Origin of the sequence: Paenibacillus sp. 2003 (genome assembly GCF_031455635.1) — a bacterium.
In the GTDB taxonomy this organism is placed as follows: domain Bacteria; phylum Bacillota; class Bacilli; order Paenibacillales; family Paenibacillaceae; genus Paenibacillus; species Paenibacillus amylolyticus_B.
In genome coordinates this window covers 358,423-382,379 of sequence record NZ_JAVDTB010000003.1, presented here as the reverse complement: position 1 = coordinate 382,379, position 23,957 = coordinate 358,423, and the positions used below count along the sequence as shown (strand labels likewise).

Sequence of the window (23,957 nt, the reverse complement as noted above, 5' to 3'; positions counted from 1 at the left end):
CAACGAACCAGATCGCATACAGTAAGAGGGCACGACGCGCTAATAACAGGTGTCGGCCCTTTTCTTGACTCCACCCGCTGAACTGACTTCACCTATAACAAAAGGAGAACAATGCTTATGTCCAAGAAAGGATTACTTCGCGGTTATGTTGTATCGAACTGGCCTGTCTATCTGGTTGCTGTTCTTCTGATTATTGCCTCCAATGTGGGGCAAGCATCCTTGCCCCGAATACTTGGCAGTTTCACGGATCAATTGATGCAGAACACACTTCAGATGCAGACAATCGTAAGGTACAGCCTGTCTCTTTTGGCTATTGCCATCGGGTATAATGTGCTGTTTGGTACCGGACAGTTCATGATTATGAAGCTTGGTCGACGCTTCGAATTCATGACACGTGAGCGTATATTCAGTAAGTTTTCCGAACTTAGCGAACATTATTTCTCCAAACAGGGGAACGGAAAACTGCTGAGTTATGTCATGAACGATGTTACTTCCGTACGTGAAGCAATCTCCAATGGCGTGACGCTCATGACCAATGCCACCTTCCTGCTGTTGTCTTGCATTGTCATGATGCTGCTTAGCGGGATTCCGTTGACACTCATTCTAATCAGCGTTGTACCTTTGCTGGCGATTCCATTTCTGGTCGTGTTTTTTGGTCCGCGGATTCGCAAGCGTTCTCGTGACGTACAGGAAGCTCTTGCAACCATGACGGAATCCGCAGAAGAACAACTGGGTGGTATTCGCGTAACCAAGACGTTTGCCATTGAAGACAGTGCTCGTGCACGCTTTGGAACTACCGTCGATGCAATCAAGAGCAAACAGCTTCGTCTGGTTCGTCTGTCTTCGTTGTTTCAGGCTTTGCTCCCGCTGCTGGGAGCCATCTCATTGGTCGTTTCTCTGCTTGTCGGAGGTATTATGACCATGCAGAATTCTATTACACTAGGGAGTTTTGTCGCCTTAACCTTATATCTGCGCATGATCATGGGACCGCTTCAACAGATCGGCAATGTTATTAATACCGTTCAGCGCTCAGGCGCATCCCTGGAGCGGGTGAATGACCTGCTCAGCGAAGTAGCGGATGTACGTGAACTTCCTGAAGCCACATCGCTCCAAACCGTACAAGATATCACCATGGAGAATCTAACCTTCTCCTATCCCGGCAGTTCATCTCCTGCTCTCAAAAACATTCAACTCAATATCCGTGCCGGGCGAACGGTCGGCATTGTAGGCAAGACCGGCTCAGGTAAAAGCACCCTCGTTAAGCTGTTGCTGCGTACATATGAACCACCTGAAGGAACGATTCGCATCAATGGTACCGATATTCGGCAGCTGTCGCTGGAAAGTCTTAGATCACGCATCGCCTATGTCCCTCAGGATGGATTCCTGTTTAGTACCACCATCCGGGATAACATCGCATTCAGCGACCGGGAAGTATCGCTGGATACAGTGGAACATAGTGCACGACAAGCCATGATCTATGACAATATTGTCCGTTTTCCTGATCGCTTCGATACACGTCTTGGCGAACGTGGACTCACCCTGTCTGGTGGACAGCGTCAGCGAACCAGCCTTGCAAGAGGACTGATCAAACAAGCACAGTTACTTATTCTGGATGACAGTATGAGCGCGGTTGATGCTGTCACCGAGAGTGGTATTCTGCGCAGTTTGCGCGAGATCGGCAAGGGCAAAACCACATTGATCATCTCTCATCGCATCAGCGCGGTCCGTCATGCAGACGATATCATCGTTCTGGATGAAGGGCGAGTCGCTGAGCAGGGAACACATGCTCAGTTGATGGCTGCCAAGGGGTTATATGCGGCCACCTACCGTTTGCAGGAGGAGGGATTACATCATGTCTAACGCTAACGCTGAACTTCACCCAGATGCAGAGGCCGATCAAAGTAAACGAACTTCGTTTAAAGCGATGATGGCATACGCCAAACCGCATAAATGGGCTTTTGCCGGTATCTTCTTCTGCTCACTGCTTGGCATATCGGCAGATCTGCTGCAACCCTATCTGGTGAAGATCGCCATCGATGATCATCTGGCCGTAGGCCAGACCAGTGTGGGCTTTCTCGTTCAGCTCGCAGCCATCTTTCTTGGGCTGGCGGTCATCAGTTTTATTTTTACCTATATCCAGAATAATCTGTTGCAGCATGTGGGACAGAACATTGTATCCCGGATCAGAAAAGACCTGTTCAAGCATATCTCCAAGATGTCCATGTCCTTCTTTGACCGTTTCCATATCGGCAGTCTGGTTACGAACGTATCCAGTGATACGGAGACCATCAGCAGCTTTTTCACTCAAGTACTGCTCAGTCTGATTCGGGATGGCATGATGCTGGTGCTCATTATCGTCTTTATGTTCCAACTTGATCCTGTGCTGGCGACATACTCCCTGATCGTTCTGCCTGTCATTGCAGTGGTTGCGGTATTATTCCGTAGTCGACTGCGGAAAGCTTATCAAAATGCTCGTACCCGGCTTTCCCGTTTAATCGCTTTTACGGCGGAGAACTTGTCCGGCATGTTCTTGATTCAGGCTTTTCACCAGGAAGAGGAACAGAAAAAACGTTTCTCGGAACAGAATGCGCTCCACTTGAAAGCCAATATTGCTCAAGCCCGCTCCAATGTCATATTCAACCGAACGTTTGATATCCTTGGCAATGCGGCACTTGTCATGATGGTCTGGCTTGGAGGTCGCGCCGTACTGGGTGAGTCCCTGCAAGTCGGGGTATTGTATGCGTTTATCAGCTATATTCGTCAGTTCTTTCAACCGATTAACCAGATTACGATGCAATGGAATACATTCCAGTCCACCACCGTATCCATGGATCGCATCTGGAACATTCTGAATACGCGGCCTGAAGTTGCCGATCCTGAGCCTAGGCAGGCCTCTTCGCTGGAACCTCGGAACGTGATGGGCCAGATTGATTTTAACGATGTGTCATTTGGTTATCGGGCAGACCGGCCCTTGATCCAACAGATGAACCTGCACCTCTATCCGGGTGAAATGGTAGGTATCGTGGGCACAACAGGTGCTGGCAAAAGCACCCTGATCTCCCTGCTTAATCGCTTCTATGACGTAGACAAGGGCAGTATTGAGATCGATGGTACCGATATCCGGCATCTGCCGCAGGCTAAGCTTCATCGGATCGTGGGTCTGATTCAACAGGAACCCTTCCTGTTCTCAGGTTCCATCATTGATAATGTGAGGATGTTTCGTGAGGATATTACGCGAGAGCAAGCAATTGAGGCCTGCCGGTTTGTCGGAGCACATGCGATGATTTCACGTTTGCCTCAAGGATATGATACGCATCTATCCGAACGCGGAAGCGGACTGTCCGCCGGGGAGCGGCAGTTGATATCGTTTGCCCGGATCGTTGTGTTCCAGCCCCGAGTGCTCATCCTGGATGAGGCAACCGCCAATCTGGACTCACACACGGAACAGCTCGTGCAGCAGGCGCTGGAATCGGTATCCCAGGGACGCACCACCATTGTCATTGCTCATCGCCTGTCCACGGTGATGCATGCCGATCGAATTCTGGTGATGGAGAATGGCGAGATTGTGGAGGAAGGACCGCACCAGGAACTAATCGCAGCCAAAGGTGTATATTCAGACTTGTACACCCATGCGCGTGATGCAGGTAAAAATTCAGCTATATCAGGGTAATGAACCTGAGTTATAGTAAATACAGAACGTTGAACATGCCGCTCTGCTCATGCAGGCGGCACGTTTGGCATATCGATCAGCATTGTTAATTAGGAGGAGCATCCATGCATCAACCCGAAACACCCAAGCGTGACCATCAGCAGATTCATTACCAACGCAGCACTGCGCTATGGAAAGGAAGTTTATGCTTTCTTTTCCTTCTCTTGTGCGTGAGCCTATTATGGATCATCGTGGACGGACAAGCCGAAAGACTGGAGACGATATACTATTCTATCGCAGCCGTGCTGGGTATGTGGTTTGTTGGACCGTTGTTTTTCATGTTCGACTCACGACTAACCAGAACTCCCGCCGTGTTGTTATCCTGGGATGATGATGCGTTAAGCACGGGCAAACGGAAGATTCCATGGAGCCGGATTCGCAAAGTGGAACTCGCCTCACCTGCCCGCAGCAAATGGCTCCTTTCTGCTTCTCCCATGATTGTTCTGTTCCTGAAGGATGGCACCCGGACTCATATTCAAACGGATCATCTACTCAGCAAAAAAGAGCTGAACCAGGCAGTGACTTTGCTTCAGGAGACTTTGCAGGAACAGCAGCAAGCTCTTTGAGTACCGGGATGGATGAGGACAAGCTCCCCACATATCACTGTGATTTCTCTACACCTATGGACAGGCTGACTTTGTAATTGCCGTAAGGTAGCAATGCTTCAAGCAGTTGGCCAAGCTGCTCTGTGGTGCCGGTCTGCACTCTCATCAGATAACAGCCTTCTCCGCTGACGCGATGGACTTCAACGATGTCCTTACGATCAGTAATGAATGTACGAAAGGCAGCATGTCTGTCACCGGAGTTCAAGAAAACCGTGACAAATGCCTGTAAGCCGAGGCCAAGGCGTTCCGGGTTCCATTTTACCGTGTACCCTTCGATTACATCCAGGTCTTGCAACTTGCGCACTCTTGCACCGACGGCCTGTCCCGTGAGATGAACCTGTTCACCGATCTCTTTGTGAGAACGTTTGGCATCCTGAATCAGGATCTGCAAAATACGGATATCCGTGTCATCTATCATTTCATTCATCTTGCTTCAGCAATCCTTTCACGGTGAAATTAGTGTGGTCTAATTCCATTCATCATGTTATGTACTACGTTAAACGGGTTGTATACCATATAGGGTAATACTATTAAACAACCCGAAGGAGTGCAAATATAATGAAAATTCAATTGATTCGCAATGCAACACTGTGGCTGGAATACGGAGGGCTGAACATTCTCGTTGATCCAATGCTAATGGACGCCGAAGTCATCCCCGCAATCCCCAATACACCCAATGAGTTACGTAATCCAAGAGTAGCTCTGCCTGAAACCGATACGGATTACCTGAATCCAGATCTGTTGATTGTGACACACACCCATCCGGATCACTGGGATGAAGCAGCAACGAAACAACTTGATAAAGACATTCCTCTGTTCTGCCAGCCCGGGGATGAAAATGTATTTTTGGGTGCCGGATTCACAAATGTAACAGCTGTAGATGAAAAACATGAGCATCACTCTGTCCGATTCGCCCGTACATCCGGGCATCATGGTACAGGTGAAATCGGAGAACGTATGGGCAACGTGTCCGGTTTCGTACTTGAAGCAGACGGAGAACCCGTCACCTATATCGCTGGGGATACCATCTGGTGTGAAGAACCTGCTGAGGCCATTCGTCAATATACGCCTGAAGTCATTGTTGTGAATGCCGGAGGCGCACGCTTCCTGGAGGGTGATCCCATTACAATGGACGGGCCTGACGTTGTAGCCGTGAAACGCCATGCGCCATCTGCTCATGTCATCGCTGTGCACATGGATGCGATTAACCATTGTGTGATGTCTCGTACGGATCTTGCGACTTATCTGGCATCAGAGCAGTTGGATGGTCAGGTGCTCATCCCACGTGACGGCGAAAGTTTTGAGTTTTGAGTTTTGAAGCGGAAGCTACGCTGAATCAAAGCTGAAGAGAAATAACCTTTTCACACAGGTGGGTGAATTGTAACGAACTCAGCACACGCTATTAGTCTGTTGTTGGATACTCTAATATTCTAACGAATCCTAGACACTTATTTCCGCTCCGGGCATACTTTTCCCGAGATTTATCCATCTTTTTGCCAGGATAACGTGTCTCAGATTCGTTAAATTTCTACTATAACGATAATCGGCACAATAAGGCGTCCTAGGTTAGTTAGCATGTATGCACATGACCATGTACTCCATTTTCAACACACGCCGTTACCTAACTTATATGCTACCTTGTCTGCCACATCATTACTCATGTCCCCCATGCCTTCCCTTTCCCTACAAAACACAACGAAAAAAGCTGGATGCGATGAACTCGCACCCAGCTTTTTTGATTGAAGGAACACGCTGAGCCGCTGGCTTCCTTCTCGGGCATCATGCCTGCCATTGCGCTCTCACGTGTCACATCCCTTTATGCTATCCCCTACTGGACTTTCAAACGGATCACGTTCCATGACGCTTTCGCCAAACTCGCTGTAATCAGGGTATCGGAGATGACTGCACCTCCGCGATTATGAGGAGCAACGCGGTTTGGTTGTGCTGCCGTATTAAATGCTTTGAGATCATCACTCTCCAGCACGATATGCTCGATCACGGTACACTTCCCGAAGCTGCGCAGATCCACTTCGAGCGGAAGGAATTCTTCCAGATGACGGTTGACTGCGAATACAGTCACTTCACCCTGCTCTTCGTTATGAACCGCAATAGCTTCCAGATAAGGAACATCTGTGATTTGTTTTGTATCGTATTTTGGAGACTGGATCAATGGCACCAATGCTGTTCCACGCCCGAAGAGGGACGTATGCATAAATGGATAGAAGATTGTCTGTCTCCATGAACCACCGCCCGTATCTGTCATGATTGGTGCAATTACGTTAACGAGTTGTGCCAGACAGGCCATTTTAACCCGATCCGCATGTTTGAGCATACTGATCAGCATACATCCAACAAGCAGTGCATCCTCATGATTGTAGATATCCTCCAGCTGTGGCGGAGCAATCTGCCAAGGGTCCATCTTCGAATCATTTTCATTGGAGTGATACCATACATTCCACTCATCAAAGGACAGATACATCGTTTTTTTGCTGCGTTTCTTCGCTTTGATATAATCACAAGTTGCCTTCACGGTATCGATAAAACGATCCATTTCAAGCGAGCGTGCCAGGAACGTTGGCGTATCTTGCTCTTGATTGCCGTAGTATTGATGCAAGGACAGATACTCCACGTGATCATACGTATGATCCAGCACCGTTGCTTCCCATTCCGGGAATGATGGCATATTCAGGTTTGAACTTCCGCAGGCTACCAGTTCAATTGTCGGGTCAGTCCACTTCATGACTTTTGCCGCTTCAACAGCTGCACGTCCATACTCTTCTGCCGTTTTGTGACCGATCTGCCAAGGGCCATCCATCTCGTTGCCCAGACACCATGTTTTGATCGCATGTGGCTGCTTGTATCCATGCTTGATACGAAGATCACTATAATACGAACCTTCTGGATGGTTGCTGTACTCTACAATGTTACGTGCTGCATCGGCGCCCCGTGTTCCCAGATTGACAGCCATCATGACTTCAGAATTAGCCTGTTTCGCCCAGTCCACGAATTCGTTGAAGCCAAATTCATTGGTCTCAATCGTTCTCCAGGCCAGTTCCAGTCTGCGTTTGCGTTCTGACACAGGCCCAACCGAATCTTCCCAATTGTAACCGGATACAAAATTACCTCCAGGATAACGTACAATCGGTACATTCAACTCCTTGACCATCTCCAGTACATCCGTGCGGAAACCCTGTTCGTTTGCTGATGGATGCCCCGGCTCGTAAATCCCGCCATAGACGGCACGTCCCAGATGCTCAATAAATGATCCGTACAAGCGCTTATCCACTACACCAATTGTAAAATCTTTATCTACCGTCATTTTTGCTTTTTCCATAATGAATTTCAACTCCTTAAGATTAATATAAAAATTAATTGATATTCTATGGATCAACGTTCATATTTATATTAAAATCGATTATAGCCTTAATTTCAACCTGAATTTTGCAAAATGTTATTCTTTTTACTGAATTTATGTTTAACTTAATTCTATACAGATAAAATGGAGGAACAACTGTGATCAGAGCAAATACCGATGCCGAATGGCTCCCCCTATATGAAGCACTTGCCAGTGAAGTCCGTCTACAGATCATCCGCCTTGTTGCAGAGACTCCGATGAATGTGAAGGACCTTGCTGCTTCACTGGGTCTGAGTAGTGCCATCGTGACCATGCATGTCCGCAAACTTCAGGATGTGGGCATTATTCAGTCCAAAATGATACGTAAAGACGGCGGCACACATAAAATGAACAGCCTTGCTGTAGACTGGATTGGCATCTCCATGCCACAGGAAAGCGGGACAGCCCGCAAGCTGCACGAGGTTTCCGTCCCTGTGGGCCACTATACTCACTTTGACGTCTATCCGACATGTGGTCTGGCTACGTCCAATCATGTTATCGGTCAGTATGATGACCCTCGTTATTTTCTCGACCCCGAGCGGATGCATGCCCATATTCTATGGTTTGGCCGTGGATTTGTGGAGTACAAAATTCCAAACTATATCTTATCCGGACAGCAGATCAATGCCATTGAATTGTCCCTTGAGATCGGGTCAGAAGCACCTTCGGTGAATCCAAATTGGCCCTCGGATATTACATTCATGCTGAATGGCATCCGATTAGGGGAATGGACAAGCCCTGGAGATTCAGGCAACGGACGTGGCATGTTCACCCCGGAATGGTGGAGTGACAGTGTCAATCAGTACGGCATGCTCAAGGTACTGCGAATTACCAATGAGGGTACGTTTATTGATGGACAACATCTATCCGACATTACACTTGCAGATATTCCGGTCGAACGCAACCAGTGGACCCTTCGTCTTTCGGTGGAAGAAGATGCTCAGCATGTAGGCGGGCTTACCTTATATGGTGAGGGATTCGGTAACTACAACCAGGATATCCTGTTCCGACTGTATTATCACGATTGAGTTTTTCAAAATAATAATTAACACCAAAACACCTCCCACTCGCCTGTCAAAGGCAGAATGGAAGGTGTTTTGTATGCATATGAACATGCTCGGATTATATATGAAGGTCTTGTTCTAGCCTACAGCGCACTGCCACCAAACAGGAAGCGATACTCCCAGTGTTTGCCGGAGATATCACTAGTTGTTACACCACCGCCAGCGTTGGAATACGTATGTAATACCTTGCCGTCGCCCAGGTAAATCCCTGTATGAGTAATCGTTGCAGTAGATTTATTCACACCCGAATACGATGACGCAGAGCTGCCTTTGTACGACATGAAATACATCAGATCACCACGTTTCAGGTTTTTCCAGTTGGTCTGAACCGCACCCTTAGCTTTCACATAGGCTCCCTGTTTACGAGAATCAGCTGGAAGCTTGATGCCAAGTGCATCGATAAAAGCCTGACGTACAAAGCTGGAACAGTCAAATGTAGCTGTGCTGTTACGACTCGCTCCGAATTCATACGGTGTTCCCAAATATTTCATTCCCGCCGCAATCACTTTTTCTACAGACGCATTGCCGGTCACCGATGTACCACTATTCGAACCAGATCCGCTTGTGCCGCCACTAATCGCTTGTGTGTATTTGGATGAAGAAGATATGTAGCCTGTCCGATTAGCAGAATCCTTAATCTTATACCAATTCGAACCGGATTGCTGAAGCACCGTTACCGTTTCCCCTTTAGCGACCAAGCGAACAATCTTTGCAGAAGAAGAAGGTGTTGTGCGTAGGTTTACGCCCCAAATTACTTTTACTTGTGAATTGTCAACAGCAGCTGCCGATACCTGTGCCGTTAGTGCTCCTGTTGTCAGACTTCCCATCAGCATCGATGCTGTGACACTTGCCGTAATAATCGTTTTCTTCCAGTTCATGATGTCGAGTTCCCCCTGATGTTACAGAATTTTAACCTGGCTTGGTTCTCCCGGGCTTGCCCCATTGTAAACGGGCTATCCATAACGTTCATCAGTCGAAAGTCCTGTATTGATGCAGGCGCACTTGAGCACTAAGTATCAGGGTCTGTCCATCATCTATTGGCAAAAAGCACTGCTGATTCCTTCTTTTACAAAGGTTAAATTATTGTAACTATTTGATATGCTTCATTTTTCCACGATACAAGAGTTAGGTCAATTCTCATCCAGGACATGCGCCATACGAACTAGATTTTAATGTTTAAAATCGCAAATATGGTAAACATTACTATGGTTCAATTTCTATATACTGTTCCCCGTATTCACATTTCTGCCTCCAACCTGGATACAGATCGATTTATTAGCAGTGTCCGTTTGATTATTTCGTATTTCATTTTTGCTTTTCCATAAAAAAAAGAAAAGCCAGGGATTTCTCCCTGGCTTAACCTATATGATGAGTAACATCACTCTACAACTGGTCGATCAACTCATTTAAGGTTCAATTCCCCATACCTTGGCGCCATCCTGATAAGCTGTCACTTTTGTCCAGGCACTGAAGGCCGTTTGGGTGGAATCAAAGGAATAATCATTCGTTTGATCAAAATTCGTCCAGTTGTTTTTCGAGAAACGTCCCTGGATGATTCCGGTTTCGGCACCTGCGGCCAAACTCCCGGCACCTGCTTTGAATTCAATCTCCAGATACGTATCTGCCGTGCCCTTGGCCGGATCTATCGAAACAAAATGCCCTTCCACGTTACCGCTGCCAATCTGTGCATAATCACACCAGAAACTCAGATCAGCGGCACTATCCTTGGTGAAATAATACCGGACCTTCACTTTGCTCAAGTCGACAGCAGTTGTACCTGTATTCTTCACATTAAATTGTGGAGTAATCGCATTGACCGAAGTTCCTGAACTACCATTACGGTATTGTACTTCAAGCGTTCCCGTAGTAACTGGAGGTGCCAATGGGGTCAACACCAATACATTTGAATTCGTCTGACCACTCGTATTAATGGCTACGACTCTATAATTATAAGCCGTACCATTCACCGCAGTAGCGTCGGTATACGTCAGTGCGGTCAAACCTGTTGCCAGATCAGCATATGCCCCGGTGCCTACCGAACGTTGTACCTTATAACTTGATGCTCCAGTTGATGCAGTCCATGTCAGTACCGCCTGGGCATCGCCAGCCGTTCCAGTAAGGTTGAATACGCCTGGCACAACAGTACCTGCGAGTGGTGTTGCAGATGCCTGTGTCGACGGTGCAGACTCACCTACGGCATTCACCGCAGTGATGACATAATAATACGTTGTACCGTTGGCCAAGCCTGTATCCGTGAATGTCGATCCTGTGATCCCTGTCGCTACAGACGTATAAGGACCACCATTCACCTCTGCACGCTTCACGGTATACGAGGCTGCACCAGCGGCTGCGTTCCAATTCAGAACCACTTGCTCACTTCCTCCAGTTGCTGTTACGCCAGCAGGAGCAGCGGGTACTTCCACTTCCGGACTATCGGAATCTCCGAGGAGACGATCATACTCCCCATACGCTGTAGCCATATCCACCTGTGACCAGAAGCGGTGATACGTAAAGGTTGGTGCACCGTTTTCCCACTGCTTCGTTGTCGGATTATATGACGTTTTGTACAGATTATCCAGGTAAGCCCATGCCGGATCTTGCTTGATGGCCGGACGCAGATCGGAGTATCCAATGTATACGCCATTGCCACCTTTCGCCGGATCGGAAGGTACACCTGCTGTACCTGGAATCGTATTGCCTTGACCAAAGGTTCCAGACCAGTTCGCCGGGATATAGATCTCTTTGGCAAAGAAGCGGAAGTAGTCTTTACGTTCTTCTTCCGTAACAATCCCCACACCATCATTGTAATCCCAAGCTGTATCCAGCAGAGCCTCGGCCAAATCCTTGGCTTCTTGGCCTTCCGCGCTAAGTGTGCCGTTCTCTGCCTGTGTTCCCGCTGCGAAGAAGGTCAGAGCTTTAACGTAACTTCCCAGAACTCCTGTGTCCTGCACTGGATCTTTGGTCGTTACACGGAAGTTCGGATTTTCCGTAAACGAACTGAATCCGTTCCATTTGTCAGGTTGACCCTGCCATTCCTGACCACCCGGAATCCAGAACTCTCCCGGAGCCTGCGTTGTTGCTACCTGAACATTAGTTCCACCCAAAATGCGCTGTCCAGCCGCATTCAGATAATAGCCTTGCGCATCCGTCACCGGACGCTCACCCACAAATACATAATCCTTACTCCAGTCGATCCACTTCGTGATTACCTTTTTGGCCATCTGGAAGTTCTCAGAGGTCAAATCACCGCTCTCCGCAAGAATATAGTACATCTCGGCTACACGCTCCAGCGGCCATGCCTGGAATCCAAACCAGGTGTTGGAATCCGGATCACGATATACAGGTGCCTCCTGATAAGCCATGTCGTAGAATGTACTTACGCCTGCCGGATAGGCTTTGTATGAACCATCCAGACTGTTCGTTGCTCCCCCGCCGATAGCTCCTTCATGGGATTGTAGCCAAGTGTAGAATTCCAACTGACGTTTCAGCGTAGCATTCCAATCTGCCTTCGCTGTTGCTGATTTCGGAATCAGGCCGCCTGCCGGATCAGACAAAGCATACGCTGCAACCGGGTTTTGATAAGCCTGATGGGTATGGCTCGCTCCAATGCGCCAAGCCCAATCCCCACCTTGACCCAAGCCACCGCCCCAAGACGTATACCAAGCCATGAGATACATGTTGGAATCCTTGCCTGTACCCGGAGTTGGTGTACCGCTCTTTGCACTCCCAATTTTTTGGAAGTATTTATCATACATACCATAGCGCAGATAGTCCCCCATCTTCTTCGCTTTATCCAGATATTCCGGATTGTTGTATCCCATCTCCTTCGCCCAATACAGCACCTGTACAGCACGCGCATCGGCATCCGTTGCGTTAGTGTAACGCCATTGCGCTGACGGTACCTGAGTTTCCTTTGTGAACAAGCTCATGAAACCTTCATTTGCCTTACCAAAAGATTTATCATCCTGGGATGGATGCGGAATGGCTTCCCACACAGACTCCTGCTCCCCACGCTGGAACGTGTTCACATAGGTAGCCGTATGTGATGGATTCAACAGGTTTCCATATCCATACCAGTCATCCACGTCGACCAGCCAGTGCATGAGATAGGTCTGATTGTCACCATAGGTCGCCTTAAGTTCGGCATCAATCGGGTCTTTACCCGCTGCATATTGACCATTAAGTTGCGATGGATATTGATCAGGGAAAGGTTTTTCCGCTGCATACGTAGCAGGGCTGTTTGGGTTATATGAGCTCATCGTAGGCTGCTCTTCCTTGCCGTCACCTTCGTTGACCGGGATAATGTATTTCTCCATACTGTCCCAAGCTGCTTCCAATTGGGACCAATCTCCCGTGTAGTGGCCATACATGGTTTCCAACCACAGCCAGTAACTGTATGCCTCTGACGTCGTCATATGACCATAATCCGGGGCCTCACTCAACAGCGTCTCAATGGAATGATACGGTAGACCCTCTGGCGAAAAATATCCGTTCGCAGGATCTTTCAACTGATCATACAATTGCAAAAACCGGGCTTCATTAATGCTGTCTGCCTGAATCTCGATGGCCTGATCTGCGGCATGTGCTGTTTGCGGCCCTGCCCAGAGTCCGGTGTATCCGGTCAACATGACGGTTCCCGCCAGCATGGCTGTTAAACTTTTTTTCGCAGCTGATTTCAACATTAATATATACCTCCCTGGAATAGTGGAAATTGAATATAAGTGTTGTTGGTCTGCCCATGCTGCTCTTCGTCTTCTGACATTCAGCCAGTTACGGCTCCAAGCCCCATACTTTGGTGTTTCCCTGATACCCGGTTACCTTGTTCCATACGGCAAAAGCCGTCTTGGAAGCATCATAGGAATAATCATTACTTTGATCGAAATTGCTCCAGTTATTTTTGGAAAAGCGTGCTTGAATCACGCCGGTCTCTGCTCCAGCGACCAAACTGCCTGCTCCCGACTTGAAGCTAATCTCCAGATACGTATCTGCGGTACCCTTCTCCGGATTCACTGCGACAAATGTACCTTCAACATTGGCCGTTCCCATCTCGGCATAATCACACCAGAAGGTCATTTGATCCGCACCATCCTTGGTGAAATAATATCGGATCTTCACGGTACTGAGATCAATCGCCTGTGTTCCGGTATTCTTCACGTTGAACTGCGGAGTCACCGCATTACTTGAATTCCCGGACCCTCCGCTGCGGTACTGCACTTCGAGTGTACCGGTCGTCACCGGAGGTGCAGAAGGCGTCAGTGCCAGGACATTGGACAGTGTCTGTCCGTTCGCATTCACGGCTGCAATCCGGTAATTGTACGTGGTGCCATTCAGCGCTGTTGTATCGGTGTAAGTCAACACGGACAATCCGGTTGCCACATCTGCATATGTCCCACCTGCCACCGAACGTTGTACCTTATAGCTAGTAGCGCCCGAGGCTGCTGTCCAAGACAGGACCGACTGCGCATTACCAGCTGTCCCACTTAAAGTCAGTGCTCCCGGCACCGTCGAAGCTGCTTGCGGGGTAGCCGACACCTGCACAGAACCCGATGATTCCCCTGCTGAATTCACAGCAGTCACTACATAATAATAAGTCGTCCCGTTGGTCAGTCCCGTGTTCATGTAGGTCAATCCATTAACACCTGTTGCAACAGTTGTATATGGTCCTCCACTCACTTCGGAACGCTTCACCGTATACGATTCGGCCCCGGATACAGCGGCCCAGGTCAGGTTAACCTGACTGCTTCCCCCTACAGCCTGCACGCCAGCAGGTGCGCCTGGAACCGTGACTGGTGTAACACCAGGCTCCTGTCCATACACCTTCACCCCTGCATCATAGACTGGAAGGTATATGCTCTTCACAGGAGTACCTGTGGTCAGCGTCTGGAACGAATGATCATTGCTGGCATTCCATGCACCCTGTGGGCCTGTAATGCGGAACTGTACTTCTTTACGATAATTTCCTTCCCCACCTGGATAGATCTTGGTATTACCGAAGTTCGCCGTAATGGCATAGATATGCTGGGCTGCATTCACCACAACGGGTTGGGATACCGTCGCCCCCTCCGTATAGGAGGTTGTCACTTGGACGTCCGATACGCTACGTCCGGCAGCATACACTTCACTCAAATCCAGGAAATACTTAAAAGACAGTTGATCTCCCATTCGGGCAGGCCAAGCAGAACGATTATTAAGCTGTGCTCTGATTTCCGTATAATTGGCACCTGATGATTTGATCGCAGCCTCCACAAAGAACTCATCTCCCTTCACCTCAGGTGCAGGAAAGTTCGCAAGGGGCTGATGATTCTGACCAAATAGCAAATTCATCTTTGCCAGTGCGCCGGTAAAACCAGCATTGTAATCGGTTGCGACCTCATTACTCACGTAATCCCCGATATCATCGGTATATCCATCCGATGCATCCGGGCCACCGACCATGGCACCATACAGAATGTGGCGATGGTTAGCCGGGATATCTTCGTTATTCAGCCATGAACCGTGAGCGGTCCGATGATGCGGATGTTGAGGTGCATTTTGCCCATATCCGACCACATAACTGCTCTGACGCGGATTATCGCCCAGAATATAATTCATCTGTGAGACAGCAAAATCCTGATATCTTGACTTTTTCACAGGATCACTGACCCAGTCGGAGTATACAAAAGAAATAAAGGATGCATTCGCTGCATATCGGAGCGAGCCCCACTGATCCAGCCACGCCAGACCTCCTGGCGTATACTTAACTCGTGTCCCATTGACTCCAACCGTCCAATAATCCAGATTGCGCTCAGTCGACTGAATAAATCTCGTCGCCTCCGGCATGTTCAAACTGGACGTAATACGGGCAAGCAGGATCTGGGCACCATAATGTTTACTGTCCCAACCTTGTGTCCAGGTATACGGCCAATTGGCTGAGCCTCCGCTAGAAGACCACCGGTCCGTAGCTGCAATGGCTTTGGACAAGTAAGCGCTATCATTAGTAGCTAAATAAAGCCATGCTCCGCCCCATGCCAGCTCGTCTTCGTATCCTGTCCACGAATTATAAAACGTTGCGGCATCAGTGATACAATCGGTGTATTCCCCCCGATATGTATCTGCGAAGTTGTACAGCTCTTTCGCATGTTGGAGCAGTCTGGCCGAATATGCCGGATCATCATCTGCAAATACAATCGATGACGCTGCCAGTGCGGCAGCCGTTTCTGCCGCCAGATCACTGCCCGGGCATGAAGCATCGATCTTGAATGAAGGACGGTTCATCTGCATGACTTCTGCGGGTCCCCACCAGGCATGGTCGGTATTACCTGCCCCCACTTGTCCCCATAATTCATTTGGTTTCGTATGCGCTTTCATAAAATAGTCGGTCGCCCATCGGATATTATCCTTGATCTCCTCCAGTTGTCCGGCCTGTTCATATCCGTCACTGTATTCCACGACAGACCAGGCGAGCATCGTTGCGGAAGCAGCCATCGGAAAACCAAACTTCACATGATCTCCGGCATCATACCATCCTCCGGTCAGATCAACGCCTACATCAGCCCCATCCTGCATGCCCGAATTACCACGCCATTCGACCCGATTACTGGCTGGCAACGGTCCCGAACGCTGTGCTTCATAGAAGTAAATGGCCTTTTGCAGTGCTTCAGCATAGTTCTGATTTCCGGCGGCCGCATCCGCCTTACGAATTCCTGTGCCCATCGATAAACTCCCTGCCAGTAGTCCTGCCGATAACGCGATCATAGCGACTCGTCTCCACCAGCTCCCCTTCATGTTCAACTATTCATCTCCTCTTCATCAATATTCCGTATGCATTACTCTGGACTGCAAGTTTATATCGCTCCTCCCCATGGTGTATTTCAGTGTAAGTTCCACCATTAATTACCATTATAGCCGTTTGTTTCACTAGCTATATAAGCGTTGGTGACTTCTGCAATAACATTGTTGTGACCTGCTCTGCGTCATGCGACAAAAAAAGCTGTTTCTCTAACGCACATACGCGTTAGAGAAACAGCTTCTCACCCTTGCTGTAATCAAAACCACAAATTGAATGGTATTCTGACCATCTCATCTGTATGTTTCTGTACACCTTAGGTGTCAGAACATCTCATTAGTTACACTTTGAACTTGTTAATCTGCTCCTGCAGTTCTTCGGCCATTTTGGATAATGAACCTGCGGATGAAGCAATCTCTTCCATCGAAGCCAACTGCTGCTGAGTTGCGGCAGATACATTATGAACCCCGCCCGCTGCCTCTCCAGCAATGTTGGAAATTTGACTTACATATCCTACAACCTCAGTTGTACTCGCCGACATTTCCTCTGAACCTGCAGACACTTCCTGGATTTCACCCGCAACTTTGTTGACCGCATCCGAGATCTGCTCAAACGCTTGTCCTGCCGCAGTAACCATCTCGATTCCTGCTTCTGTCTCACTGCTGTTCACTTTGACTGCCTGAACAGCATGATCCGTATCTTTCTGAATCAATTGAACGAGATCCGTAATTCGTTGCGCAGATGTAGAAGATTCCTCAGCGAGCTTCCGCACTTCTCCCGCAACTACGGCGAAACCACGTCCATGCTCTCCTGCTCGTGCGGCTTCAATGGCTGCATTCAGTGCAAGCAGATTGGTCTGCCGGGCAATGTTATTGATTACCTCGGTAATGGTTCCAATCTCTGCTGAACGTTCCCCCAGCCCTGTAACCAATTCTGTAAGCGAAGCAATGGAATTTCGAACAGAACCCATCTGTTCAACCGCTTGCTGAATAATCATATTTCCTTCGGAAGATTGATTCGCCGCATCTACAGCAGATACGGATACACTCTGAGCAAGCTCGGCAATCTGCTCTGATCCGAGAGCCATCTCATTCATCGCCTGTGAAGAGCGCTTCACAATATCAACTTGATCAGACGTACCTACAGCCAGTTCCTCGACCGTTTGGGAAATCTGTTCCGAGGCTTGGGTATTCTGCTCTGCACTTGCAAGAAGCTCCTCCGATGAAGCGGCTACCTGTTCGGAAGTCATCGATACTGATTCAATCATGGAGCGCAAATTGCCACTCATGGTATTGAAGGAAGCCGCGAGCGTTCCCAATTCGTCTTTGTTCTTGAGCACAATCGTCTTACCCGTCAGATCACCATTGGCAATAGCCATGGCCGCTTCATTCATCTTTTTGATTGGACGTGAAATGATGCTTGCAATGAAGAAGGCAATAAATACAGCTACCAGGAATGCAAAAATCGTCACTGCCAAAATCACATTAAATGTATTCTCTGCCATCACAACAGACTCATTCGTTGCTGCATCCGATCCTTCATTGCCTAAAGTGATTAACTTGGTGATAGAGTCGTTTGCTGTGTACCACATTGGATAGGCTTCAGTGTGCAGTCTACTTGCTTCTTCATAGTTATTTGCAATACCGAATTCTATGAATGCTGGCATTTTCTCCACATAAGCATCATAATTCGTACTGAAATCATTGTAGAGCTTCATCGCTTCATCATTGCTCTCAATGTATGTAAGCAACTGTTTACGCTCATCCTCAATCTTCGTGAGGAGCAACTTTAACGCTTCATTCACCTTAATATTTTCTTCTTCGTCTTGTTCAACGATAATCGCCAACGCCAACCGCTCTACGTCTGAGATATCACCATTCATCAAGCCCAGGAGGCTTACACTCGGCATCCAGGTCTTATCCACAGCAGCCGCTTTATTAGACATATCATGGATCTGTACTAGTGCATAGCCGCTTACAATAATCAACAGAGCCACGACTATCAGAAAACCAGTCAGTAGCTTGCCTCGAATCGTTAACTTCAATTTCCCCAACATATTCCCCCGCGTATCTTCCATGTGTCCCACTCCTCAAATAATACATATTTATAGTATATCGTCACCTATCGCCATGAATTGTAGATGTCAGAATTCAATTTCTCTAAATTTCATTTAACTTCGAACATAACACAAAAGAAGCCTCCCATCTTTGGCAGAACCAGAGATAAGAGACTTCTTTCAATAAACTAAACTACCAAAACTTCACTAGACATTGCTTTCAATCGCTAACGAAAAACACGTCGGTGTATGTTAATGAAAAAGTCGGGAATCGACTTGGTATAATTGCGGGTTGTAATCAGAACCACACTAAGCAGACTTCCGAGAATGAATCCTCCCAGAATATCTCCTGGATAATGCACACCAACATATACACGAGACACCCCTGTCAACACAGCGAGTAACAACATCCATGACCCGAAGCGACGTCCAATAAAGAATGAAGCAGCCGCTAGAGCAAATACAAAGGAAGCATGTTTACTTGGAAAAGAAGGATCAGGTACATGGGATACCAGCTGATGCACAGTCCCTTCCACAAAAGGTCTTGGATGACCGACCGCTGGTGATATCCCCCACTTGGCCAGAACTAGCGCTACAATGGAAGCCACACAGGCATAAAAAACAATTCGTTGTTTCGATGGATCGCCGAGAAACCATACGATAACGAGCAGTGCGATCATGACCCAAACCGCATACTCGGATGATGTGATCATAAACCAGTCCAGAAACGGTATTTGGTCTGCAAACTGATTAATCCAATTAAATAGTGATTGATTCATAACTGGCTTTTAATACCCCCATTACACAAAACAAGATTATTTTTTACATAATAAATATACACTAACTATTTGTCAAATAATCCTCACATTGACCGAAGTTACGAAATCAAAGAGGACATTTTGCTTTCTTTTTGTTAAACTAGTTTGGGTTACATATCAGTTCAATCATAGAAAGGTGAAGATTATGCTTAAAAAATGGTTATGGGGTACAGCCCTGACCCTGGCACTTGCGATTACAGGTGTCGTTGTATATTACGGATATTCGATTGTTCATTTTGCCAATAGCATCTCCACTGCTTCCGGGACTTCATCCAACTCGTCCTCTTCCGGCACAGACAGCGATTCAGACACACCATCTACAACGATTCCCAGATGGGAGGGCCAGGAACGGGTGAACATTCTGCTCCTTGGTGGAGACTCAAGAGGCGACGATGCAGGGCGTTCGGACTCTGTCATGGTGGCATCCATTGATCCAGTCACCAAGAAAGCCCATCTATTCTCTGTACTGCGAGATACCTATGTAGCCATTCCAGGGCATGACAAAAGCAGACTTAATGCAGCCTTTTCCTACGGGGGTGCGGAGCTGACCAAACAAACCGTCAGTGATCTGCTCGGTATTCCCATTCAGCATTATGTCTACACAGACTTTACAGGTTTCATGGCACTCGTTGATGCGGTAGGCGGTATTGAGATTGACGTGGAGAAAGACATGTATTACACCAGTAAAGCAGATAAACATATGTACGACATTGACTTGAAAAAAGGGTTGCAGCTTATGGACGGCAAAACCGCCCTGCAATATGTTCGGTTCCGGCATGATGCCACCTCGGATTTTACCCGTACCGAACGGCAGCGGATCTTTATGACCGAGCTGGCCAAGAAAATGCAGAGCACTACGTCGCTCTTCAAAATCCCGGATATCCTGGAAGCCATCGCTCCTTATATTGAGACAGACCTCAGTCCAACCCAGATGTTAAAACTCGCATCACTTGGCTTCGATATCCATGTGAACGATATCGATCAGCAGCAGATTCCACCGAACAAACTACTCACCAATGAACTGGTCGGCTCAGCTCAGGTACTGGGTGTTGATGTGACCAAACTCCAGTCCTACATTCAGAAACTGTTTGAAGAAGATGCCGAGTCCTCAGAGACTCCATCATCAGAGGAACAGAACTAAGAATAACAGAGTTGAAAATAAAGCGATTATTAAACACGTATATTTCAGTTTTATGCCCACAGAAAAGACGGTTTCGGCCGTCTTTTTTTGTACCTATTTTCTCCATTTAATGCAGCCTTAATGTTTAACGGGTACCCTTATATGATGAACTCCGGTTCCTGGAGGGAGGATTACGTGTGAAAAAACCGCGAATAGCAGAATGGACCGAACTGCGGGGCATTGCCTTTCTGGCAATCGTCATGCAGCATAGTATCGCTGAGTATATCTATCGCGCTGATATTGAACAACCGGATTCCATTATGCTGACCATGATTTATCATCTGACCCGATTTGGTACGCCAACGTTTGTATTTCTATCGGGTGTAATGTTGTTTTACCATCATCGTAACACCAAACCGGAATATCCTCGCTTCATTCGAAAGCGATTTGGCGATATCTATATGCCGTTTGTCGTATGGACACTGATCTACTGGCTGTCTGTCCGTATCTTCACCCCCGCGTTCTGGCTTGCAGGCATACCGGATTTTCGCAGTCTGATTCGTGAACTGTTTGTCCCGCAGACGGGATATCATCTCTGGTTTGTCATTATGGTGTTTCAGTTCTATATTCTGTTTCCCCTATTCTGGACAGGAGCAAAAGCCATCCAGATACGTATCCAGAACGCCTCACGTTTCACGCCCATGCAAATCATTGTGGCACTCATTGTCTTGGCAGCTGCATTCTACGGCCTGCTTATGAAATGGTCCTACTATAATATGGGGGGCTGGACAGAATCCATGTCTGAGCCTTGGTCAACGTTACTGCAATATCGCTCCTATTCATGGGTGATGTACTGGTTCTACTTTTTACTGGGTGCCGTATGTGCCTGGTCAGTGGATAGCTGGAGGAGTTGGACCACGAAGGTGCTGCCATGGACGATCTGTCTGTTTATAGGGATGTATATATGGCTTGGTTACGATGTGCTGCGTGGGTCCGGGGATGTTGTTAATCTGAATATCTCCACCTATCTGAAACCAACCACATTCCTGATCATTATGGCTCAGATGTTTATGATGTATGGTTTCCTTGTACTGATGCGGGGCAAAGATACACGGTTTCAGCGCCTGTTATCCTGGATTGGCCGCTATTCATTTGGTGGATATCTGGTTCATGCACTGGTGATCTACGCGATCGCTTATGTAACCAGACCGCTTCAACTCAGTGGATGGCATCTGCCTGTAACGTTGCTATCGTTCCTTGTAACGGTTGGTATTGCTCTTGCAATCAGTTGGGCATTATCCAAGCTTCCTGGCTCACGTTTCACCGTAGGGTTAATACGCAAACCACGTTCTATACCTAATTCTTCTGTTAATGCGGATAAGAGAAACTCACCCCAGCCAAGCCCCTCACCTATTCCCGCCCACAGTCGGGGAACGCGTGAGACATTATGAAGCAAGAAGAGCGTCCCCTTATGGAGACGCTCTTCTTTATTTCACTTCACTCGAAGTTGATCGTCCAGGAACAGGTTCCTGGGGACCCGGGGCTGGATGTACGTTGCCCTTCTGATTCACAAATCTCTTCAGATCACCCGTTAATTGTTCCTTCAGCTTGTCCACCAGCTGCGTTTCGCTAATGCCTTTTGCCTGAGCAATCTCAGCCAGAGATTTCCCTCCCTGAAGCTGCTCGTGCAATTGAGCAGGCGTGACTCCAATAAACCGGGCAATTTCGCCCTTATCCACCATGGAACGTTTGCCATGGTGGGCAAATTCACGCCGCAAATCACGCAGGGGGGTATTAATGACCTTTTTCAACTTGGTATCCATGTCCGCCTTCGTGGCTGCAGCTTGTTCCTTGGTGAGGCACCCTTCATCTACAGCTTGATCCAGACGCTGTGCAAGTGTAGGCTTCAACTTCTGTAATAACTGCTCCTCACTAAGTCCCTTACGCTCTTTCGCAATCTGGGACAACGTCTTGCCAAGTTCCATCTGTTCTTTCAGATCCCGAAGTCCAATCCCAAGTAAGTCTGCCGTCTCACCAATCATGAACAGACCGTGTCCTGCCTGCATGCATGGCTTCGCTGGTTTGCCGGAGGAAGAAACTTTTGACGCATTGCCATGTTCCTCAGCCCGAACGGTTGAATCAGCGAATGCTACATGTCCTGTTGCTGCTGTTATAACTACGGCTGCCAATCCGGCTGCCATCCATGTTTTCCATTTCAAATTCATTTTTCTGCCGCCTTTCCGATGTCGAAATCCTGTGCCTTCCTAGTTTGAGCCTAAAATCCACTTTTTTATGCCATAAAATACAAAAAGTCATCATTTTTCTCACAATTGATCACAAAAAATCCTATTTTTTTCATTTTATTTCCGCTATAATGAATGTAACTTCATGATCTAGTCGAACAGTCCTGGACCACCTTATCGCAGGAAGGACGAGATGTAACAGTGCGGAAAGATTGGTTAGATCCGTTTAGATCCGATCTGGAGGTCGTGTTTGCTTCAGCGGAACAACTCGTACGGGAATATCCCGAACCCTTGTCAGGACATGCATTAGAGCAGCTTCGTTCGGTTAATCCGCTGTTACGAGATTCGGGACACAGCTACATCGGGTACATCATTCCACTTTGGATGCAACACTCAGATAAACTACCCCCAGAGAAAGCACACCAATTAAGTACAGCCTGTCTCATCCATATGTTATATTTTCTGAATCAGGACGACGTGATGGATGAACAACCGGAGAATGCCACATTGAAGTTATCCCTGGGTAATTTATATTACATGGATGCACTTCAACTTTACTCAGTATTATTCAATCCTTCCTCCACGTTCTGGGTCTATTTCAGACAATATGTAGTGGATTGGGCCGTGAGTGTTACGGGTGAGCATTCCATTGATTATTTCCAACAGAATCCCTTGTTGATTGCACAAAAGGCTGCCCCTCTGCTCATTGGAGCTACTGGTGCACTGCTTCTGCTGAATCAGTCCGACCGGATCATCCCGGTGTGTTCTGCCATCAACATCACACTCATGACCCTCCAGATGACCGATGACTTCACAGACACGCAACAAGATGCTGTGCATGGAAACTACAACAGCTACCTCTCCCACATATCCGCAGCACTGAATCACAACTATCCAGTTCATCCTCTAAGCGAACGTATACATGACAATGTATACAATACACAACTCATGAACTCTTACGTAGACATTGCTTATCACTATAATCGTACACTAACATCGTCTAACTTAGGAATATCGCATCTCGAAGCGTTTAATTCTTATTTATGCAGCATTTTAGTACAAGCTGTTCAGGACATTACACAACGGAAGAAACAGCTTCTCCAAGGCGGGTTTCATCACTGGATTAGCGAGCAACAGTTGGGATTCTGAGCATAAGGACTAAGCTGATTCAGTTTAATTTTAA

At 47.6% G+C, this 23,957-nt stretch carries 16 protein-coding genes; 8 read left to right on the top strand and 8 right to left on the bottom strand.

Going from position 1 to position 23,957, the window contains the following annotated elements:
• Positions 1-117 precede the first annotated feature (117 nt).
• From J2X75_RS17140 to J2X75_RS17130, 3 genes are all read left to right on the top strand, one after another.
• Positions 118-1,860 (top strand): ABC transporter ATP-binding protein, encoded by a 1,743-nt coding sequence (locus J2X75_RS17140; protein WP_310338134.1) that lies wholly within the window; start codon positions 118-120, stop codon positions 1,858-1,860.
• Positions 1,853-3,670, top strand: a complete 1,818-nt coding sequence (locus J2X75_RS17135) for an ABC transporter ATP-binding protein (RefSeq protein ID WP_310338133.1) — start codon at positions 1,853-1,855, stop codon at positions 3,668-3,670. The genes J2X75_RS17140 and J2X75_RS17135 overlap by 8 nt, the downstream gene beginning before the upstream one ends.
• Positions 3,671-3,774: 104 nt before the next feature.
• The gene (locus tag J2X75_RS17130) at positions 3,775-4,275 is read left to right on the top strand and encodes a hypothetical protein (RefSeq protein WP_310338131.1); all 501 of its coding nucleotides are present in this window, start codon (positions 3,775-3,777) and stop codon (positions 4,273-4,275) included.
• Between the two features lie 34 nt (positions 4,276-4,309).
• Here J2X75_RS17130 and J2X75_RS17125 read toward each other — a convergent pair whose 3' ends face one another.
• Complete coding sequence (locus J2X75_RS17125; RefSeq protein WP_310338128.1) at positions 4,310-4,741, bottom strand: Lrp/AsnC family transcriptional regulator; 432 nt, start codon at positions 4,739-4,741, stop codon at positions 4,310-4,312.
• 131 nt (positions 4,742-4,872) lie between these two features.
• On the opposite strand from J2X75_RS17125, the gene J2X75_RS17120 reads away from it, so the two are divergent.
• Positions 4,873-5,625, top strand: a complete 753-nt coding sequence (locus tag J2X75_RS17120; RefSeq protein WP_310338125.1) for an MBL fold metallo-hydrolase — start codon at positions 4,873-4,875, stop codon at positions 5,623-5,625.
• A gap of 517 nt (positions 5,626-6,142) precedes the next feature.
• On the opposite strand, the gene arfA is transcribed toward J2X75_RS17120, so the two are convergent.
• Positions 6,143-7,648 (bottom strand): arabinosylfuranosidase ArfA, encoded by a 1,506-nt coding sequence (gene arfA / locus J2X75_RS17115; RefSeq protein WP_310338122.1) that lies wholly within the window; start codon positions 7,646-7,648, stop codon positions 6,143-6,145.
• 182 nt (positions 7,649-7,830) lie between these two features.
• Here arfA and J2X75_RS17110 point away from each other — a divergent pair, with 182 nt between their 5' ends.
• Positions 7,831-8,736: an ArsR/SmtB family transcription factor gene (locus J2X75_RS17110; protein ID WP_047844139.1), complete on the top strand. Its 906-nt coding sequence runs from the start codon at positions 7,831-7,833 to the stop codon at positions 8,734-8,736.
• A gap of 119 nt (positions 8,737-8,855) precedes the next feature.
• Here J2X75_RS17110 and J2X75_RS17105 read toward each other — a convergent pair whose 3' ends face one another.
• From J2X75_RS17105 to J2X75_RS17085, 5 genes are all read right to left on the bottom strand, one after another.
• Positions 8,856-9,650: a C40 family peptidase gene (locus tag J2X75_RS17105; protein ID WP_310338118.1), complete on the bottom strand. Its 795-nt coding sequence runs from the start codon at positions 9,648-9,650 to the stop codon at positions 8,856-8,858.
• Positions 9,651-10,178: 528 nt separating this feature from the next.
• Positions 10,179-13,454, bottom strand: a complete 3,276-nt coding sequence (locus J2X75_RS17100) for a glycoside hydrolase family 48 protein (RefSeq protein ID WP_310338117.1) — start codon at positions 13,452-13,454, stop codon at positions 10,179-10,181.
• Between the two features lie 88 nt (positions 13,455-13,542).
• Entirely contained in the window at positions 13,543-16,536 is a 2,994-nt protein-coding gene (locus tag J2X75_RS17095) for a glycoside hydrolase family 9 protein (protein WP_310338526.1), read from the bottom strand.
• 341 nt (positions 16,537-16,877) lie between these two features.
• Positions 16,878-18,614: a methyl-accepting chemotaxis protein gene (locus J2X75_RS17090; protein WP_310338115.1), complete on the bottom strand. Its 1,737-nt coding sequence runs from the start codon at positions 18,612-18,614 to the stop codon at positions 16,878-16,880.
• 206 nt (positions 18,615-18,820) lie between these two features.
• Entirely contained in the window at positions 18,821-19,372 is a 552-nt protein-coding gene (locus tag J2X75_RS17085) for an undecaprenyl-diphosphatase (protein WP_310338114.1), read from the bottom strand.
• 184 nt (positions 19,373-19,556) lie between these two features.
• On the opposite strand from J2X75_RS17085, the gene J2X75_RS17080 reads away from it, so the two are divergent.
• Together J2X75_RS17080 and J2X75_RS17075 are read left to right on the top strand one after the other, a co-directional pair.
• Entirely contained in the window at positions 19,557-20,552 is a 996-nt protein-coding gene (locus J2X75_RS17080) for an LCP family protein (RefSeq protein WP_310338112.1), read from the top strand.
• A 176-nt stretch (positions 20,553-20,728) separates the two neighbouring features.
• A complete protein-coding gene (locus J2X75_RS17075; RefSeq protein WP_310338110.1) occupies positions 20,729-21,982 on the top strand; it encodes an acyltransferase in 1,254 nt (417 codons plus the stop codon).
• 36 nt (positions 21,983-22,018) lie between these two features.
• Here the strand turns inward: J2X75_RS17075 and J2X75_RS17070 are convergent, their stop codons facing one another.
• Positions 22,019-22,756, bottom strand: a complete 738-nt coding sequence (locus tag J2X75_RS17070; RefSeq protein WP_307539243.1) for a hypothetical protein — start codon at positions 22,754-22,756, stop codon at positions 22,019-22,021.
• 219 nt (positions 22,757-22,975) lie between these two features.
• On the opposite strand from J2X75_RS17070, the gene J2X75_RS17065 reads away from it, so the two are divergent.
• The gene (locus tag J2X75_RS17065; protein ID WP_310338109.1) at positions 22,976-23,923 is read left to right on the top strand and encodes a hypothetical protein; all 948 of its coding nucleotides are present in this window, start codon (positions 22,976-22,978) and stop codon (positions 23,921-23,923) included.
• Positions 23,924-23,957 lie beyond the last annotated feature (34 nt).